Source organism: uncultured Shimia sp. (assembly GCF_947498095.1).
In the GTDB taxonomy this organism is placed as follows: domain Bacteria; phylum Pseudomonadota; class Alphaproteobacteria; order Rhodobacterales; family Rhodobacteraceae; genus Shimia.
Genome location: NZ_CANMJE010000003.1, coordinates 330,351 through 349,415, shown reverse-complemented (window position 1 = coordinate 349,415; position 19,065 = coordinate 330,351). Strand labels below are relative to the sequence as shown.

15 protein-coding genes are annotated in these 19,065 nt (G+C 57.0%); 10 read left to right on the top strand and 5 right to left on the bottom strand.

All coding sequences use genetic code 11. The features are described 5' to 3' along the window. Window positions 1–3 precede the first annotated feature (3 nt). Window positions 4–1,035: a type I glyceraldehyde-3-phosphate dehydrogenase gene (gap, locus tag Q0932_RS07890; protein WP_299351128.1), complete on the bottom strand. Its 1,032-nt coding sequence runs from the start codon at window positions 1,033–1,035 to the stop codon at window positions 4–6. A 156-nt stretch (window positions 1,036–1,191) separates the two neighbouring features. Here gap and Q0932_RS07885 point away from each other — a divergent pair, with 156 nt between their 5' ends. The 5 genes from Q0932_RS07885 to Q0932_RS07865 all read left to right on the top strand — a co-directional run bounded on the left by Q0932_RS07885 (window position 1,192) and on the right by Q0932_RS07865 (window position 7,390). Further along, window positions 1,192–2,184: a LacI family DNA-binding transcriptional regulator gene (locus Q0932_RS07885; protein WP_299351127.1), complete on the top strand. Its 993-nt coding sequence runs from the start codon at window positions 1,192–1,194 to the stop codon at window positions 2,182–2,184. A gap of 158 nt (window positions 2,185–2,342) precedes the next feature. Then, window positions 2,343–3,797 (top strand): xylulokinase, encoded by a 1,455-nt coding sequence (xylB, locus tag Q0932_RS07880; protein WP_299351126.1) that lies wholly within the window; start codon window positions 2,343–2,345, stop codon window positions 3,795–3,797. Continuing rightward, window positions 3,794–5,098: a xylose isomerase gene (gene xylA, locus Q0932_RS07875; protein ID WP_299351125.1), complete on the top strand. Its 1,305-nt coding sequence runs from the start codon at window positions 3,794–3,796 to the stop codon at window positions 5,096–5,098. The genes xylB and xylA overlap by 4 nt, the downstream gene beginning before the upstream one ends. Then, on the top strand, window positions 4,995–6,089 hold the full coding sequence (locus tag Q0932_RS07870; protein ID WP_299351456.1) for an aldose epimerase family protein: 1,095 nt from the start codon (window positions 4,995–4,997) through the stop codon (window positions 6,087–6,089). The genes xylA and Q0932_RS07870 overlap by 104 nt, the downstream gene beginning before the upstream one ends. Beyond that, window positions 6,086–7,390 carry a cytochrome c peroxidase gene (locus Q0932_RS07865; protein WP_299351124.1) on the top strand — a complete coding sequence of 435 codons (1,305 nt, stop codon included), beginning with the start codon at window positions 6,086–6,088 and terminating at the stop codon, window positions 7,388–7,390. Before Q0932_RS07870 ends, Q0932_RS07865 begins: the two co-directional genes overlap by 4 nt. Here Q0932_RS07865 and Q0932_RS07860 read toward each other — a convergent pair. Further along, complete coding sequence (locus Q0932_RS07860; protein WP_299351123.1) at window positions 7,384–8,922, bottom strand: CRTAC1 family protein; 1,539 nt, start codon at window positions 8,920–8,922, stop codon at window positions 7,384–7,386. The two genes, Q0932_RS07865 and Q0932_RS07860, sit on opposite strands and share 7 nt — an antisense overlap. Then, window positions 8,912–10,105 carry an ROK family transcriptional regulator gene (locus Q0932_RS07855; protein WP_299351122.1) on the bottom strand — a complete coding sequence of 398 codons (1,194 nt, stop codon included), beginning with the start codon at window positions 10,103–10,105 and terminating at the stop codon, window positions 8,912–8,914. The genes Q0932_RS07860 and Q0932_RS07855 overlap by 11 nt, the downstream gene beginning before the upstream one ends. 200 nt (window positions 10,106–10,305) lie before the next feature. On the opposite strand from Q0932_RS07855, the gene xylF reads away from it, so the two are divergent. From xylF to Q0932_RS07840, 3 genes are all read left to right on the top strand, one after another. After that, window positions 10,306–11,328 carry a D-xylose ABC transporter substrate-binding protein gene (gene xylF, locus Q0932_RS07850; RefSeq protein ID WP_299351121.1) on the top strand — a complete coding sequence of 341 codons (1,023 nt, stop codon included), beginning with the start codon at window positions 10,306–10,308 and terminating at the stop codon, window positions 11,326–11,328. 142 nt (window positions 11,329–11,470) lie between these two features. After that, on the top strand, window positions 11,471–12,736 hold the full coding sequence (locus Q0932_RS07845; protein WP_299351120.1) for a sugar ABC transporter permease: 1,266 nt from the start codon (window positions 11,471–11,473) through the stop codon (window positions 12,734–12,736). A 12-nt stretch (window positions 12,737–12,748) separates the two neighbouring features. Next, a complete protein-coding gene (locus Q0932_RS07840; protein ID WP_299351119.1) occupies window positions 12,749–13,510 on the top strand; it encodes an ATP-binding cassette domain-containing protein in 762 nt (253 codons plus the stop codon). Between the two features lie 76 nt (window positions 13,511–13,586). Here Q0932_RS07840 and katG read toward each other — a convergent pair whose 3' ends face one another. Then, complete coding sequence (katG, locus tag Q0932_RS07835) at window positions 13,587–15,776, bottom strand: catalase/peroxidase HPI (RefSeq protein WP_299351118.1); 2,190 nt, start codon at window positions 15,774–15,776, stop codon at window positions 13,587–13,589. Window positions 15,777–15,952: 176 nt separating this feature from the next. Between katG and Q0932_RS07830 the strand changes: the two genes are divergently transcribed. Next, entirely contained in the window at window positions 15,953–16,861 is a 909-nt protein-coding gene (locus Q0932_RS07830; protein WP_299351117.1) for a LysR substrate-binding domain-containing protein, read from the top strand. Here the strand turns inward: Q0932_RS07830 and Q0932_RS07825 are convergent. Continuing rightward, the gene (locus Q0932_RS07825) at window positions 16,858–17,751 is read right to left on the bottom strand and encodes a LysR substrate-binding domain-containing protein (protein ID WP_299351116.1); all 894 of its coding nucleotides are present in this window, start codon (window positions 17,749–17,751) and stop codon (window positions 16,858–16,860) included. The two genes, Q0932_RS07830 and Q0932_RS07825, sit on opposite strands and share 4 nt — an antisense overlap. Window positions 17,752–17,859: 108 nt before the next feature. Between Q0932_RS07825 and Q0932_RS07820 the strand changes: the two genes are divergently transcribed. Then, window positions 17,860–19,062 carry a pyridoxal phosphate-dependent aminotransferase gene (locus Q0932_RS07820; RefSeq protein WP_299351114.1) on the top strand — a complete coding sequence of 401 codons (1,203 nt, stop codon included), beginning with the start codon at window positions 17,860–17,862 and terminating at the stop codon, window positions 19,060–19,062. The last annotated feature ends 3 nt before the right edge of the window (window positions 19,063–19,065 follow it).

Genomic DNA, 19,065 nt, shown 5'->3' with positions numbered 1-19,065 from the left:
GACTTAGCCAGCCAGTTTCAGGGCAGGCTTGCCGTTCAGCAGCCCCCCGATCACGCGACCCGTGTCGATCATGCGGTTGGAAAAACCCCATTCGTTGTCATACCAGCTGACGACACGAACAAGACCATCGGCTGTGACCGATGTCTGCGCGGCGGCAAAGACCGAGGAGTGCGCATCATGGTTGAAATCGATCGAGACCAGCGGGCGGTCTTCATAGGCCAGAACACCAGCCAGTTCCTTGGCCGCGGCGTCGCGAATGGCGTTGTTAACCTCTTCAACGGTCACAGAACGATTTGGCACAAAGCTCAGGTCGACCAGTGACACGTTCGGTGTTGGCACGCGGATCGCAGAGCCTTCGAGCTTGCCCTTAAGCTGTGGCAGAACCAGTGAAATTGCGCGCGCAGCACCTGTCGAGGTCGGAACCATCGACACAGATGCCGCCCGCGCACGGTAAAGATCTTTGTGGCTGCTGTCGTGGCTGGGCTGATCCCCGGTAAAGGAATGCACGGTTGTCATATACCCGGTGCGAATGCCAAAGGCACGATCCAAAACCATTGCCATCGGTGCAAGGCAATTGGTGGTGCAAGATGCATTGGAGACGATGACATCGTCTTTGGTAAGTTCCGCGTCGTTCACGCCAAAAACCACCGTACGATCGGCGTCAGCCCCCGGCGCCGAGATCAAAACCCGACGAGATCCGTTTTTCAGATGACGCGCAGCATCTTCGCGTTTCGTGAAGAAGCCTGTGCATTCATAGGCAATATCGACGTCGCTCCAGGGGAGTTCTTCTGGGTTGCGGATCGCAGTCAGACGAATGCGCTGGCCGTTAACAACCATCGTATCACCATCAACCTTGATGTCCGCCTTGAGCCGTCCATGCACGCTGTCGAACTCCAGCAAATGCGCGAGGGTTTCCGGTGGCGACAGATCATTGATTGCCACAACCTCTACGTCTGTTGCGCCGGTTTCTACCAGCGCGCGCAAAACACCACGGCCAATTCGGCCAAATCCATTGATTGCAATTCTTGTCGTCATCTCAGTCTCCATCTCACGCATCGGTGGCGTAACCGGTGGCGTTACCGTTAGCGCTACCATAGCGTTCAAATTGTCAAAAATCAACCCACATCGATCCGCACGATCTACGACGCGATTTCCCTTGCAGAAAACGGAAATCTGGCCAACCATCTGGGCATGGCCAAAAGACTAGTCCTGAAAGATGTTGCACAGCTCGCCGGGGTGAGCGAGATGACGGCCAGCCGGGCCTTACGCGATGCTCCGGACGTCTCTGAGGCGACCCGCAACAAGGTCAAAGAGATCGCGAATGAGATCGGCTACGTGCCGAATCGCATTGCAGGCGCGTTGGCCTCCCAATCCGTAAAACTGGTTGGTGTTGTCGTTCCCTCTCTCAGCAGTTTCGTTTTTCCCGAGGTTTTGTCGGGTCTCTCGTCGGGGCTGGAGAGCAGCCCGCTAAAACCTGTGATCGGGGTCACCGGATACGATCTGGATGAGGAAGAAGACGTGATCCGGGAGATGCTCAGCTGGCGTCCCTCTGGTCTGGTGGTGGCAGGGCTGGAACACACGGCCCCTGCCCGCGCATTGTTGTCTGCAGCCGATTGCCCAGTCGTCGAAGTCATGGACGTAGATGGAGAGGCCGTCGCGCATTGCGTCGGTATTTCTCACGTCGCCGCAGGTCGCGAAATGGCCGAAGCGGTGGTGCAGCGTGGCTATCGGAACATCGGCTTTATTGGCACCAAGATGCCTCAGGATTTCAGAGCCCGAAAACGTCTGGATGGATTTATCGAAGCACTCGGAGAACATGGGCTCAAGCTTGTAGATCAAGAGCTTTATGCAGGCCAATCCTCAATAGAAACAGGGCGTGACCTGACCGGGACGATGCTGGCGCGATCCCAGGATACCGATTGCATTTACTACTCGAGCGATGTGATGGCGGTTGGTGGGTATATGCATTGCCTCGCGTCGGGACTTAGTGTTCCAGACGATCTGGCGCTTGCGGGCTTCAACAATCTGCCAATGCTTCGTGGTCTGCCGTTGGAACTGGCAACAACTGACGCGCATCGTTTCGAAATCGGACAAAAGGCCGCCGAAATCATTCTGCAAGGATTGGAAGGCCCTCTAAGACGCGACCAGTTGGCCCCCACCATTTCGATAGGGCAATCCCTCTAACTCCATTGGCCACGACACGGCATACGGCAAACCGTAACCAGCCCCCAAAATCCCTCTCCGTCGAGTTGAATCAAAAAGAAACCGCAGGTTGGGCTTGATCTTTTATTTAATTTGACGCAAAAATTAAATTAACGAACTGCTTGGGAGGGCGTCTTTCTATGTATCTGGGATTGGATCTTGGCACATCCGGTATGCGCGGGGTTCTGGTTCGCGAGGACCAATCGATCGTGGCCGAGGCCGAGGCCTCTTATGGCACCGAGCGTCCGCATCCGGGTTGGAGCGAACAGGATCCAGCACATTGGATCCAAGCTTGCGACTACATCCTGTCCGAATTGTCAGAAAAGGCACCGGACGCCACCCGACACCTTCGTGCGATCGGCATCTCGGGCCATATGCATGGCGCAACGTTGCTTGACGATCAGGGCGAAGTTTTGCGCCCCTGTATCCTTTGGAATGACACCCGCAGCGCTGCTGAGGCCCGCGATCTTGATTCAACTGAGAACGTCCGCGCCTTGAGTGGCAATATCGTCTTCCCCGGATTTACGGCGCCCAAGCTTTGCTGGGTCCGCAACAACGAGCCTGAGATATTCAAAAAGACGGCCAAGGTGCTTTTGCCCAAGGATTATTTGAACTTTTGGCTAACCGGCGCCTATGCCTCGGACATGTCCGACAGCGCCGGCACATCCTGGCTGGACGTGCAGGCACGAGATTGGTCTGAAACACTTTTGGACGCCGGCAACATGCGCGCCGATCAGATGCCAAAGTTGTTTGAAGGATGCGAGGCCGTTGCGACACTGCGTCCTGATCTGGCCAACCGCTGGGGAGTTGGGGCTGATGTGATCATCGTGGCCGGAGCCGGAGACAATGCGGCGGCGGCCTGTGGCATTGGCGCGCTGAACGAGGGCGACGGGTTTGTGTCACTTGGTACCTCTGGGGTTCTTCTGGCGGCACGCGACAGCTATGCGCCCAGCCCGGCCAGTGCCGTCCACACCTTTTGTCATGCGGTTCCAAACACTTGGTACCAAATGGGCGTGATTTTGGCAGCGACAGATAGCCTGAACTGGTTGGCACGCGCATTGCAAAACGATGCCCAGACCCTGACCGCCGCCCTAGGAGAAACCATCTCTGGACCCGGACGTGTGCAATTTCTGCCCTATCTCTCGGGCGAACGTACACCCCATAACGACAGCACCATTCGCGGCGCTCTGTTGGAGCTGGACATCAACACCGGTCCCGAGGCCTTGACACAGGCTGTTTTGGAAGGCGTGGCTTTTGCGCTGCGTGACAATCTGGAGGCGCTGCAATCCACCGGAGCACAACTCACCAGCGCGATTGCCATCGGTGGTGGATCAAAGTCCCCCTACTGGGTGGAATTGGTGGCCACAATCCTCGGCATCCCGCTGCACCTGCCCGAAAAAGGCGAGTTTGGCGCTGCCTTGGGTGCGGCGCGTCTCGCCATCTGCGGCGCAACCGGCGCCAGCCCAGACACCGTCATGACCAAACCCGAGATCGCACTCACGATTGAACCACGCAGTGATCTCAGCTCCGACTACCAAGAGGCTTATGCCTCGTTCAAATCCCTATATCCTGGCATAAAGGCCCTGACCTCATGAGCACCTTTTTTCACGACATCGCCCCGATTGCCTATGAAGGGCCAGAAAGCACAAACCCGATGGCCTTTCGCCATTACAACCCGGATGAAATGCTGATGGGCAAACGGATGGAAGACCATCTGCGCTTTGCCGTGGCCTATTGGCATTCCTTTGCATGGGAAGGCAACGACCCCTTTGGCGGCCAGACGTTTGAGCGCCCGTGGCACCCCCAGGACCGCATGGACACGGCCAGACTAAAGGCTGATGCCGCGTTTGAGATGTTTGATATTCTCGGCCAGCCCTATTTTTGCTGGCACGACGCCGACGTGCGCCCCGAAGGCGATAGCTTTGCCGAAAGCCTGAAGAACTTTGAAGAAATCGTGAGTTACTTCGAAGAAAAGATGTCGACCCGCAAGATCAAACTCTTGTGGGGCACGGCCAACATGTTCAGCCATCGCCGCTGGATGTCCGGAGCGTCAACCAACCCTGATCCGGATGTCTTTGCCTATTCAGCGGCAACCGTCAAAACCTGCATGGACGCCACACTGCGTCTGGGCGGTGAAAACTATGTGCTGTGGGGCGGGCGTGAAGGTTATGAAACCTTGCTCAACACCGATCTGGGCCGCGAGCTGGACCACATGGGCCGGTTCCTGAACATGGTCGTCGACTACAAGCACAAGATTGGTTTCAAAGGCGCGATCCTTGTTGAACCCAAGCCCCAGGAACCCTCCAAGCATCAATATGACTATGATGCCGCGACATGCATCGGCTTTCTGCGCAAGTACGGTCTGGAGAACGAGGTCAAGCTGAACCTCGAGCAGGGCCACGCGATCCTTGCCGGTCACAGTTTTGAGCATGAGATCGCAACAGCAACCGCTGAAGGTATGCTCGGATCCATCGACATGAACCGCAATGACTATCAGTCGGGTTGGGACACGGATCAGTTTCCCAACAATACCCCCGAAGTGGCGCTCTGTTATTACCATATCCTGAAATCGGGTGGCTTCACCACTGGCGGAACCAATTTTGACGCCAAACTGCGCCGCCAGTCTCTGGACGCCGAAGACCTGATTGCTGCTCATGTTGGCGGGATGGACATCTGCGCCCGTGGTTTGAAAGCAGCTGCGGCAATGATGGAAGATGGCGGATTGGAAACGGCTCTGAACACACGTTATGCAGGCTGGGATACCCCGGAAGCCAAAACCATGCTGGCCAGCGATCTCGACACGATTTTCACCGACGTCCATAACGGAAAAATCTCGCCCGCTCCCAAATCCGGACGGCAGGAAATCCTCGAAAACTACGTTAATCGTTTCGTGTGAAGCCAGGAGAAGCCTGATATCGAAAACTGATACCATTCACGGCCTTGTTCTGAGCGATCAGGGCGTTTCTGTGACCATTCTCAACCTTGGCTGTATCACACAGGAATGGCGGGTGCCGCTCGGCGATCAACAGGTTTCGGCGGTCCTCGGCTATGCCAATGCCGAGGATTATCGTCACAACCCGGCCTTTATGGGCGCGATCGTCGGTCGTGTTGCCAACCGTATTCGCGACGCGGCCTTTCAGTTAGACGGGCAGAGCTATGCCTTAAGTGCAAACGAAGGCGCGCACATGTTGCACGGCGGGCCGTTGGGCCTGAGCCAGCGTTTTTGGGACATGGAGGCGGACGCAGGGAGTGTTCTTTTGCGACTGAGGTCAGAGGACGGAGATCAAGGGTTTCCCGGAACAGTCGACTTTGAAGTTCGGATCAGCCTCAATGGAGACCGTCTAACCTATGACATGACCGCCGCGGTTGATCGTCCAACCCCCATCGCGCTCGCGCAACACAACTACTACGCGCTCGGCGCATCGCAGGGCATGCAAGGTGCCTCACTGCAGATCAATGCAGATCACACGACCCCAACCGATGCGGACATGATCCCGAACGGTGACATCACTCCCGTCTCAGGTACACGGTTCGACTTTGCCGCATCACGCAGCCTTCACGACGCCGATCCTGACGGGCAAGGCTATGACCAAAACTACGTCCTGAACGCCGGCACCCCAGCCGCTCGCATACAAACGTCGAACGGTCTGTGTCTGGAGCTTGAGACGGACCAGCCGGGGCTGCAACTCTATTCCGCGCAGCATCTGAGCCGTGTTCACGCCCCTCTGCCCGGGCAAGAGCATGGCCCCTACGCAGGTCTTTGCCTTGAACCACAGACCTTTCCAAATGCGATCAATACTGCGAGCTTTGGCAACATCATCACCACACCGGACGCCCCTTATCATCAGCGGCTGTCCGTGCGCATTTTTGTACAAGGCCCCCAATGATCCGCGAAACGCTCACAGCCTTTGGATTCATGGCCGTTGCTGCCACAGCAGGCCCCTTGCCATCGCCCGAGGCCAGTTTTCCACCTCCTGATATGTCGGAAATCTCACTGGGTCGCCTGCTGTTTTATGATCCCATTTTGAGCGGGTCCGGTACTGTCTCTTGCGCCACATGCCACCACCCCCGCTTTGCAACGTCGGATGGCGTTTCGCTTGGGCTGGGCGATGGCGGCATCGCGTTGGGGCCAAATCGTAAACATGATCCGGACAACGTTCCAGAAAAACGGATCCCGCGTAACGCCCCTGCCCTGTTCAATCTGGGTGCCGAAGAGTTCACCACGTTTTTCCATGACGGACGGCTTGAAACGGCCCCGGAACGGCCCAGTGGTATCCGCACGCCTTTGGGCAGGGAAATGGAGCAGGGGTTTGACTCGGCACTTGCCGCGCAAGCCATGTTCCCGGTTCTATCCGGTGATGAGATGGCGGGGCACTACTCAGAAAATGAAGTGGCCCAGGCTGTCCGGCGTGGTGTCCTGACCGGCAAAGGCGGCGCATGGGACCTTCTTGCAAAGCGTGTCGCAGAAATTCCAGAGTACCGCGACGGCTTTGCGCTGGTTAATGGCCCGGACGCGCCGATTACCTTTGCAGACATCGCCAACGCCATTGCTGCCTTCATTGCGTTTGAATGGCGCGCAGACAACAGTCCCTTTGATCATTATCTGAGAGACGCAGCCCCCCTGCCCGCCGACGCCATGGCCGGGCTGGAGTTGTTTTATGGCAAAGCCGGATGCGACGCATGCCATTCAGGTCTGTTCCAGACGGATCATGGGTTTCACGCCATTGCCATGCCGCAAATCGGACCGGGCAAAGCGGCAAGGTTTGAAAGCCATAGCCGTGACACCGGACGTATGCGGGTAACAGGTGCACCCGAAGATGCCTACCGCTTCCGCACGCCTTCTCTACGCAACATCGTGCACACCGGGCCCTATGGTCATGCCGGGGCCTATGCCAAGCTGGATGCAGTCATCCGGCACCATCTGGATCCGGTGGCATCCTTGCTGAATTACGACCCGAAAATGGCCGTTTTGCCGGGGGATAGATTTCCCGATGATTTCCGAATTTATGCCGACCTGAAGGAATTAGAGGCCATTGCTAAGGCCAATGACCTTGCGCCGATGCAGCTGTCTGACCTCGAGATCGCGGACATTGTGGCGTTTCTCAATGCGCTTAACGATGAAGGTGCCCTGAAAGGTCGCTTGGGCATTCCCGAAACCGTGCCCAGCGGCTTGCCGGTGGATCAGTAGGACTGAAGGTGGACCTGATCACCGTCGCGTGTTGCAACGTAAGACGTGTTTACCTTCACTGGAACCCAATCCGAGGCCACCCCACCAGGCCAGATCACGCGCACCCGCACAGCTTGGGATGGGCCAAGACCAAAATGCTCTGGCACGGCCGTGCCACCGGCATGCCCGCCGCCCACCGTGACTTCACGGAGCACTTTATGCGTGCCAAGATCAAGTTCCAAAAACGCTCCGACGGCCTGCGTGTTCGGGGTTTGCTGACGCAGCGCGAACCGCACCCAGTTGCCTGTGCCCTCCGTGGCATTGCGATAAAGCTCGAGCGGCGCGCGGCGATTGACCACGACAAGATCCAACAGGCCATCACGATTCAGATCCACCAGCGCCGCACCACGGGACCGGTCAAAGGTGGCGATGCCTGCATCTTCGGCGGCTTCGAAAAATGTCCCGTCTGGTCGTTGCATCAACAAACTATTGGGGTCATCCATCGCGCTGCCGGGCATTTGGTCAACGTTGCCCTTGGCGATAAACGCATCGTCCAGACCGTCATTTTGCAAATCGCCAAACGCCACATGCCATCCCGTCGAGGGCCGCCCGTCACCGCCGACATGCGGGCGATGCGCTGTCGTCCCCATCTCATACGGAACGTCCTTCCAAGTGGGGAGATCGGCCTGTGTGAGTTTTTGCAGTCTTTGATCGCCCATCGATGTCAGAAACACCTCAGGCAAGCCATCAAAGTCCAGATCACGTGACGCAATACCCATGCCCCACAGCTCATGATCGATCCATCCCTCTGCCTCGGTCAAAAGCCGTGGCTCTGGCTCCATCACCCACATCTGTTCGGCACCACCGCGCACATAGTAGTGACGATCATTGCTTAGGCGCAGGTCAGCCCGCCCATTTCGGTTCCAGTCACTGAACAACGCGGAAAGCGGGCAATAGCCCGGCTGCAAACGCGTTTCTGCATATCCATCCGCGGCAGGACGGAAAAGGTCATTGGTGTCACAAGCCTCAAAGGGCCCCTCGGGGTTCTGGCGATCCACATAGTTGCCAAACATTAGTGTTGGCAGCGTGGAGCCCTTTTCCCAGGTGGCAGTGAACGCAGTAGTCCAACGATCACCAAAGGTGAGATTTGGCAGGGTCATTGGCGCGAAACTGCAGGAGTCTCCCCCTTTGAGGATGACGTTTTCGCCAATGCGCAACACCACGAGGTCCAACACCCCGTCATTATCCACATCCATTGGATAGGCCCCAGTGGCCCCTGTCACGGCGATCATCTCATCGGCTTGTGGCTGAAAGGTCAGGGATCCACGCGGCTCGGAGGTATTGACCAAAAGCTGGGCCGGATTTTCCCCGCCGGCAACAAACAGGTCAGGAAAACGATCGTCGTTGCAGTCAAACACGGCGACCCCACCGCCGACAAAATGCTCCCAACCGCCACCATAGATGTGGTGCGGCACAACTTCTCTTTGAAAAACTGGCTCGGCCAGCGAGGGGCTTGAAGCCAGCAGCGCCACCAGAGCGAGTTTAAGCCGCATCTGTGTCGGCTCCGATGGCGGCCTGCTCAGCGATCATATCCAAGGCATAGGCCGCCGCCCCCATCGCCCACATCTGGTCGCCCCATTTGTGGATTTTCACTTCGGGCGGCGCCTTGTCCACTTGAACAATGGATCGGCGCATCGCTTCGATCACCTCTTCCGCGTAAAGATGGTCAAAGCGCATTTGCTCGCCAGACAGAATGATAAGCTCTGGATCAAAAATGTTGACGATGTTGGCCAGGCCCATCGCAAACATGCGTCCGGCACGTTCTACGATGCTGCGCGCCACGCCGGCACCATCCCGTGCCGCAGTCAGTAAGTCTTCGACATCCTGTTCAACGCTCTCACCGCCAGCAAAAGTCGCCTCTCGCAACAAAGCATAGTCCGCGACATAGGCCTCAAGACATCCGCGCTGTCCGCACCGGCACATGGCGCCCTCAAGGTGCACCTTGGTATGACCGAATTCGGCGCCACAGCCGCGCGTCCCGCGATACAGCTCGTCGCCAATCACGATGCCCATACCGACACCGCTTTCGATTGTGACGACAATAAAGTCGGTATGACCGCGCCCAAGGCCAAAGTACTTTTCTGCGAGCGCTACAAGGTTGGCGTCATTGTCCACGTAAACCGGCACGCCCAATCGCACACCGAGATCCTCGCTCAGTTCTACATTTCGCGCGTTCAGGGATGGCGACCAATGCACAAAACCACGCGGAGCATCAACGATACCGGCAATCCCTACACCCAGACCTGAAAGGTCCAAGAGTTTAAACCCCGCGTCACGTGCAAGCTGATCACATGCCGCTTTCAAGACTTCGGCAAGTTCTTCTGAGTCAAACACGGGCTTTTCGATCTCAACCTCAAGATCTGCCAGTTGGTGGCCGCTAAAATCCAAAAGCACCAACGACACGGCTTTGCTCGAGATTTTTGCACCAGCAATCAAGCGCGCGGCACCACGAATCTGTAAATCGACACGGGGTCTTCCGCGTCGCGCGTCCTTGCTAGGTGAGTCGTCGCTCACCTCTTCAATCAGGCCTTCACGCAGCAAGTCCGCCGTGATGGTCGTGACCGTCGCGCGACTGATTCCAGTTTTTTCCGAGAGGTCGATGCGTGGAATGCGGGCGCTCTTGCGAATTTCTTCAAGCAAGGTCTTTCGGCCAATTTCCCTTTGCTGAACAGACATTTACCGTTTCCCTATTTGCTCATGCCAGGCGTCAAAGCCAATTCAATACCTTCGGTTTTACAAGCAAAAGACTGGCCTGAACAGCCGCTCGCCAATTCAGCTTAGCCGATTTAATTTGATTTACAAATTTAATTGGCTAACATGGAGTCAGCCCGGATCTCAAAGACAATGATTCCAGGCAACGAATTTGGGAGGACACCATGAAACTAGTTACCAAAGCAGCGGCGCTGATCGCCGGTGCTGTCATCGGCACAGCCGCCATCGCAGAAGACATGATCGTTGGCGTGAGCTGGTCCAACTTTCAGGAAGAGCGTTGGAAAACTGACGAAGCCGCGATCAAAGCTGCACTGGATGCTGCTGGTGTGAAATACATCTCGGCAGACGCGCAGAGCTCATCGGGCAAACAGTTGTCCGACATTGAAAGCCTGATCGCACAAGGTGCGGATGCGCTTATCATTCTCGCACAAGATGCCTCGGCCGTTGGACCAGCGGTTCAAGCGGCAGCAGACGAAGGCATCGGTGTCGTCGCCTATGACCGTCTGATCGAAGACGAACGTGCCTTTTACCTGACATTCGACAATGTCGAAGTTGGACGTATGCAAGCGCGCGCCGTTCTGGCAGCACAGCCCAAGGGCAACTATGTGATGATCAAAGGATCACCCACTGACCCGAACGCTGATTTCCTGCGCGGCGGCCAGCAAGAAGTGCTGCAGGCTGCCATCGATGCGGGCGATATCACCATCGTTGGCGAAGCCTATACCGATGGCTGGGTTCCTGCTAATGCACAGCGCAACATGGAGCAAATCCTGACGGCCAACGACAACAAAGTCGACGCTGTCGTGGCCTCCAATGATGGCACTGCAGGCGGTGTCGTAGCCGCGCTGACCGCACAAGGCATGGAAGGAATTGCTGTCTCAGGTCAGGATGGCGATCACGCCGCGCTGAACCGCGTTGCCACCGGAACGCAGACGGTTTCGGTTTGGAAAGACGCACGTGAACTGGGCAAAGTGGCCGGTCAAATCGCTGCTGAGATGGCACAAGGCAAGAACCTGTCGGAAATCGACAGCTCGCTTATCTGGCAGTCGCCCGGCGGAACCAAGATGCACGCACGTTTCCTGGCACCAGTGCCAGTAACAGCGGACAACCTGAGCGTCGTCATCGACGCGGGCTGGATCGAAAAAGACGTGCTTTGCGCTGGTTCGACTTTGGCTGTTTGCCAATAAGCTTTGGCTTGCCCCTCTGAGCGATCAGAGGGGCATCCCCCACACACCCCTTCTACAACTTGGCAATCGACTTATACTGTCGCGAGATTTGGCGCGCAGCGACTGCGCTCATCCGAATTCCGCCACAGACGAGGTACTGCATATGCAAACTCAAGCGAAATCCTTGATCGACAAGCTGGGGCTGGACGTCCGCCTGCTTGGGATGATCGGCGCCCTTGTCGTGATTTGGGTCGTTTTCGGTGTCTTCACCGACGGACGATTCCTGTCGCCCCGCAACTTCTTCAACGTCAGTGTTCAAAGCGCTTCTGTGGCCGTCATGGCCACCGGCATGGTCTTTGTCATTGTGACCCGCAACATTGATCTTTCCGTAGGCTCGTTGTTGGGCTTTATCGGAATGGCAACCGCGGCCCTCCAGGTGCAGGTGCTGCCAGATTTTCTTGGCCTTGGTCACTGGTCGATCTGGATCATTGCCGCCCTCTTTGCAATCGCAATGGGGGCAACAATAGGCGCGTTTCAGGGCTGGATCATCGGGTATTTGACCGTCCCGGCGTTTATCGTGACCCTCGGGGGTTTCCTTGTGTATCGCGGTGCAATGTGGTGGGTCACCCAAGGCCAGACCCAAGCGCCACTGGATCCCACGTTCCGCCTCTTGGGTGGGGGCGCCGAAGGGACATTGGGTGAAACTGTGAGCTGGGCTTTTGGTCTCTTTGCCTCGGTTGCAGCCGTCGCCATGATGCTGCTCAGCCGGCGTCGCAAGGCAAGCCACGGGTTCACCGTCAAGCCAGCCTGGGCCGAGGGTATTCTCATGGCCATCGCAGCAGGTCTGATCATGTGTTTTGTCTGGATCATGAACAGCTATCCGATTCCCAAAGGCGCCATGAAGCGCATGACCAAGGCGCAAGGCATTGAATACACAGACGGAATGGTCTGGAACCACGGCGTCGCCATTCCGGTTCTGATCCTCTTGGTGGTCGCGATCGTCATGACAATCATTGCGCGCCGCACCCGTTTTGGCCGTTATGTCTATGCAACCGGCGGCAACCCGGAAGCCGCCGAACTGTCTGGCATCAATACCCGCCTGCTCACGGTCAAAGTCTTTGCCCTGATGGGCGCGCTCACAGGCATCGCATCAATCATCGCCTCGGCACGTTTGAACGCAGTTGATGTGGGGCTTGGGACACTGGACGAACTGCGCGTTATCGCGGCTGCGGTTATTGGCGGAACGGCCCTCTCCGGTGGGGCTGGCACGATTTACGGCGCTGTCATTGGTGCGTTGATCATGCAATCGCTGCAATCTGGCATGGCCTCGGTCGGTGTCGACGCACCTTTGCAAAACATCGTTGTCGGGATCGTTCTGGTTTTTGCCGTCTGGGTCGACATTGTCTATCGCCGTCGCACCGGCGCATAAGGAGGATACGTTATGAACACGCAAACCCCTCTCGTCGAGATGCGCGACATGCAAATCTCTTTTGGCGGCATCAAGGCCGTGGACCATGTTTCAGTCGATCTATATCCCGGTGAGGTTGTCGGTCTCTTGGGTCACAATGGCGCTGGCAAATCGACCCTGATCAAGATCCTCTCCGGCGCCTATGCTGCGGATGGTGGAGAGATCTATGTCAACGGTGAAAGGGCTGAAATTCACAACCCGCGCGACGCTCGCAAATACAATATCGAGACGATCTATCAGACACTTGCGCTGGCCGATAACCTTGATGCGGCCTCCAACCTGTTTCTCGGGCGTGAATTGGTGACTTCGTTTGGCACTGTCGATGATGACGCGATGGAGGCCGAATGCCGCAAGATCATGGGGCGACTAAACCCGAACTTTCAAAAGTTCGCAGAACCGGTGTCTGCCTTGTCTGGCGGCCAACGTCAGTCGGTCGCGATTGCGCGGGCGGTCTATTTCGACGCCAAGATCCTGATCATGGACGAACCCACAGCAGCCCTGGGCCCACATGAAACACAGATGGTGTCGGAGCTGATCCAGCAGTTGAAATCCGAAGGCATCGGCATTTTTCTGATCAGCCACGACATTCATGATGTGCTGGAATTATGCGACCGGGCCAGCGTCATGAAAAATGGCGAGTTGGTCGGGACGGTTGACGTTAAAGACGTCACCGATGACGACCTTTTGGGCATGATTATTCTGGGCAAGAAACCCGAAGGGGTTGAAGTTTCCTGACCACTGACCATCCACCACTCACAACAAAAAAGGCCCGGTTTTCACCGGGCCTTTGCTTTGGTCTTGTGCTGATCAGTTAGGCCGGATCAAAGCGATCCGCGTTCATCACCTTGGTCCAGGCGGCGACAAAGTCAGAAACAAGTTTCCCACCTGCATCGTCCTGTGCATAAACCTCGGCCAAGGCGCGCAGTTGCGAGTTGGACCCGAACACGAGATCAACCCGCGTGGCCGTCCACTTCACATCGCCCGAGCTGCGATCGCGCCCCTCATAGGTCGTCGCATCTTCTGATGTCGGCGCCCAATCAACGGACATATCCGTCAGGTTGACGAAGAAATCGGTCGACAACGTGTCCGCCTTGTCAGTCAGCACGCCATGGGATGATCCATCATGGTTTGCACCCAACATCCGCAATCCGCCAACCAGCACCGTCATTTCCGGTGCGGTCAGGGTCAAAAGTTGAGCCTTATCCACCAGCATTTCTTCTGGCGAGGACGTGTAGCGTGCCTTTTGGTAGTTGCGGAACCCATCGGCTTCCGGCTCGAGATACCCAAAGCTTTCAACATCTGTCTGCTCCTGACTGGCGTCGGTCCGACCCGGCGCGAAAGGCACCGAGATATCAAGCCCGGCATTCGCCGCCGCCTGCTCGACGCCGACACCGCCAGCCAGAACGATCAGGTCAGCCATCGAAACCTTCTTGCCAAAATCTGCCTGAATACCTTCCAGCACACCGAGAACACGCGCCAACTGCTCAGGCTGGTTCACGTCCCAATCCTTTTGCGGTGCAAGACGGATACGTGCGCCATTGGCGCCACCACGCCTGTCCGATCCACGGAAAGTCGAGGCCGAAGCCCAGGCCGTCGAGACCATTTCGGACACCGAAAGGCCGGATGCCGCGATCTTGCTTTTCAGCGCGGCAACATCCGCATCATCCACAAGGTCATGATCCACCGCGGGCACATTGTCCTGCCAGATCAGCTCTTCCGCCGGCACTTCGTCGCCCAGATACAACGAACGCGGTCCCATGTCGCGATGGGTCAGCTTGAACCATGCACGCGCAAAGGCGTCCGCGAACTCCGCCGGGTTCTCATGGAACCGCTTCGAGATCGGGCCATAGATCGGATCAAGACGCATCGCCATATCGGCGGTGGTCATCATCGTCGGCACCTTCTTGGACGGATCATGGGCCTGCGGCGCCATGTCTTCTTCTTTCACATTGGCCGGTTCCCAAATCCAGGCACCCGAAGGCGATTTGGTCAGGTTCCAGTCGTAACCGAACAACAGATCAAAATAGCCGTTATCCCACTGTGTCGGATTAGCGGTCCATGCACCCTCGATGCCACTGGTCGTGGTATCATCACCCTTGCCGGTGCCATGCCCGTTGATCCAGCCAAAGCCCATCGCCTCGATCGGCGCGGCTTCGGGTTCGGGTCCAACCAGACCGGGATCACCCGCGCCATGGGCTTTACCGAACGTGTGTCCCCCGGCAACCAGCGCCACGGTCTCTTCGTCGTTCATCGACATGCGGCCGAATGTGTCGCGAATATCCCGTCCTGAGGCAAGAACATCAGGCTGCCCGTCCGGGCCTTCGGGGTTCACATAGATCAGACCCATCTGAACCGCGGCCAATGGGTTGTCCATCTCGCGATCGCCAGTGTAGCGGCTGTTTTCGTTGTCAGTCGGGGCCAGCCATTCATTTTCGGCGCCCCAATAGACGTCCTCTTCCGGCTCCCACACGTCTGCGCGTCCACCGGCAAACCCAAAGGTGGTGCCACCCATCGACTCAATCGCAACGTTGCCAGCAAGGATCATCAGGTCAGCCCAGGAAATCTGGTTTCCGTACTTTTTCTTGATCGGCCACAGCAGACGCCGGGCTTTGTCGAGGTTGCCGTTGTCCGGCCAGCTGTTGAGCGGCGCAAACCGTTGCTGGCCCGTACCGCCACCACCGCGACCATCTGCGGTCCGGTAAGTGCCAGCACTGTGCCACGCCATGCGGATGAACAATCCGCCATAATGACCATAGTCCGCTGGCCACCAATCCTGACTGTCGGTCATCAGCGCGGTCAGGTCCTTTTTCAACGCCTCAAGATCAAGTTTCTTGAACTCTTCCGCATAGTCGAAATCCACCCCCATCGGGTCCGACTTTGCCGAGTTCTGGTGAAGAATGCGCAGGTTCAACTGATTGGGCCACCAATCGCGGTTCGAGCGCACATTCACGCGCGCGGCCCCATGCATCACTGGGCATTTGCCAACATCATTTCCGTCCATCTTGCTCTCCGTGTGTTCAGGTTTGTAACAGGTCCAAAGAGCGCGCCTTAGGAGAAACCCCGCTGACCCATTCGGCCAGGACGCTCCCCCCTGTTTCGACATCGCTAGGTCAAAGGTAGTGCGCAACAGCCATTAACAGAAGTTGCATTTTCTCATTGCATTGATAACTTATTCTAATGGTAAATCTCACACTTCGCCAATTGCGCTATTTCGAAGCCTTGTCTCTGCACGCTCATTTCGGACGTGCGGCCGAAGCCTGCGCCATTTCACAGCCTGCGCTCTCCGTACAAATCAAGGAATTGGAGCAAGCTCTGGGGCTCAAACTGTTTGAACGCTCGGCGCGGCATGTCCGCTTAACCAGCTTTGGTGAGGAGTTTGCCGAACGCACCGCCACGATCCTTCGCAGCGTCGATGACCTTGGCGACATGGCGCGCGCGGCGAGAACCGGGTTTACCGGTCGCCTGAGATTGGGTGTGATTCCCACGATCGCGCCTTATCTTTTGCCACGTGTTATCGGCCATTTGACCCGCGCCTATCCCGAACTTGAGATTCACGTGCGTGAAACACAAACCTCAAAACTGATGCAGGAGTTGGCCGATGGTCGGCTGGACACAGCGATCCTGGCCCTGCCGGTGTCTGAGCCTGCCTTTGAAGAAGTTGAGCTGTTCGAAGAGAGTTTCGTTCTCGTCCGTCCAGCGTCTGAAAAGGGCAAGTCGGTGCCCAGCGCCGAAAAACTGCGAGAAATGCGGTTGTTGCTACTGGAAGAGGGGCATTGCTTTCGCGATCAGGCCCTGTCGTTCTGCAATATTAAGTCTGCGCTGCCCCGCGAAAGCCTGGACGGCAGCTCGCTTTCAACCTTGGTGCAGATGGTCAGCGCCGGGATCGGTGTGACCCTCATACCGGATATGTCTGTTCCGATTGAAACACGGTCTGCAACTGTGGCGATTGACCATTTTTCCGACCCGCAACCCAATCGCAGCGTTGGCATGATCTGGCGAAAATCCAGCCCGCTAAAAGCACGATTGGCGCAGATTGCCGAGGTGGTGAAGGAGGCGGCCTCAGATCGACGTACAAACGGCGCCTAGGCAGAGGCCTTTGAAACCTGATCAGCGGCCCATGTCCGCAAGGCCACAATGGGGGGATGGTCGTTTAGTGCATCGGGCCAGACAAGGTAGTAGGCCCCCAGTGATGTCCGGCTTGCGTTTGGGTCACTAACCAATGTGCCCTTGGCCAAATCCGCTTCGACCAGATATCGCGGCATCAACGCGGCCCCGGCACCAAACACTGTCGCCTGCAGCATGGTTGCAAACTGGTCAAAGGCAATCCCCTTGGAGGGCCGATAATTCTGCCCCTGACGCTCAAACCATTGCTGCCAGGCCCAAGAGCGTGTCTGAAGCTGTAATAGAGGCAGCGTTTTCAATTGGCCCATCGTCAGCACGCCGCCACAGATCGAAGGCGCCGCAACCGGCACAACCTCTTCATCCATCAACTTAAGAGACTGCGTGCCGGGCCAGTCATCCTGACCAAAATGGATCGCAGCATGAAACTGATCGATGGCAAATTCAAAAGGCGCCGTGCGTGTTGCTAGGTTCAATGTCACACCGGGATACTCGGCGAGGAAAGTGGGCAACCGGGGGGCAAGCCAGTGCGCCCCAAACGCCGGCAGGATCGCCAGCTCTAACAAGCCTCCTTCGGGATTGGCCTTGAGCGCCAGCGTGGCATTGGCGACCCCGGACAGGGCCTTTTGCACCTCGACCGCATAGGCCCGACCTGCCGGGGTGACCGTCAGGCGCCGTTTTTCTCGATGAAACAACGCCACATCCAACTGATCTTCGAGCTTTTGGATTTGCCGACTGACCGCGCCTTGGGTCAAATCCAACTCAACAGCTGCTTCTGTCACGGATTCCAGCCGCGCAACGGATTCAAAGGCGGAGAGCCAGGGCAAAGGGGGCAGAAATCGACGCGGGACGTGCATATCATTCCATTCTGAAATGTTTGAATGTCAAAATGTCGATGTATCGCAACAAAAACAAGCGTAAAAAGAAGATCAATGCCACATCCAAACATATCAAAGTGTAATATTATGCCTACGCCTGAGACTTTCCGCCGCTCTGAACGCGCTGCGACGCTATCCCTGTCTGAAATTGTCAAAATCTCTGAAGCTGCCGGAGCACTCAAGCGGGCAGGCAAGGATGTTCTGACCTTTGGCACCGGAGAGCCTGACTTTCCAACGCCCTCGCATGTGATTGATGCCGCGCTGGATGCGGCTCGACATGGCGAGACCACCTATCCACCAACTCAAGGCACACCAGCACTTCGCGCTGCAATTGCGGGTCAGGCAGGCTTTGACGTTGACCCGGCAAACATCATTGTCAGCACCGGCGCCAAGCAGGTTCTGTCCAACGCCTTTCTGGCCACGCTTGATCCCGGCGACGAGGTCATCGTACCCGCACCGTTTTGGGCCAGCTATTCGGACATGCTGGATTTCTGCGAGGCAACACGGGTCGACGTTCCCTGCGGGAGCGACACACAATTCCGGCTTACTCCTGAACAACTTGAAGACGCGATCACCGGCAAAACACGCTGGCTGATGCTGAACTCACCGGGCAACCCATCGGGTGCGATGTATGAACGGCATCATCTGGAAGCATTGGCGGAAGTTCTGCGAAGACATCCGCATGTCTGGATCATCGCGGACGAAATTTACCAGCACATCAGCTATGCCCCTTTCGTGTCTTTCCGCAGCGCGGCACCGGACCTTGCGGACCGCACCCTGATCGTGAATGGCGTGAGCAAGGCCTATGCCATGACCGGTTGGCGCTTGGGCTGGGGCATTGGTCCTGAACCGTTGATCCGTGCAATGGTTGCCGTGCAAGGGCAATCAACTTCTGGCGCAAGTTCAGTCAGCCAAGCCGCCGCCTTGGCGGCATTGACTGGTCCACAAGATCTGCTGCAGACGCGCTGTGATGATTTTCGGGCGCGGCGGGACGTGGTTGTGGCCTCCCTGAACGACATGCCGGGATTAGAGTGCGAAACGCCCTCCGGCGCATTTTATGTTTTTCCCAGCTGCACCGGCCTCATGGGAAAACGCACCCCAGGTGGTGCAACTTTGGAAAGCGACGCAGACTTCTGTCAGTACTTGCTGGAAGACGCGCTTGTGGCCCTAGTTCCAGGCCGCGCATTTGGTCTGCCGGGGCATTTCCGAATGAGTTATGCTTATGGGACGGCTGATCTCAAAGAAGGCCTCACGCGAATGCAGCGCGCCATCTTGGAACTGACTGACTAAGGA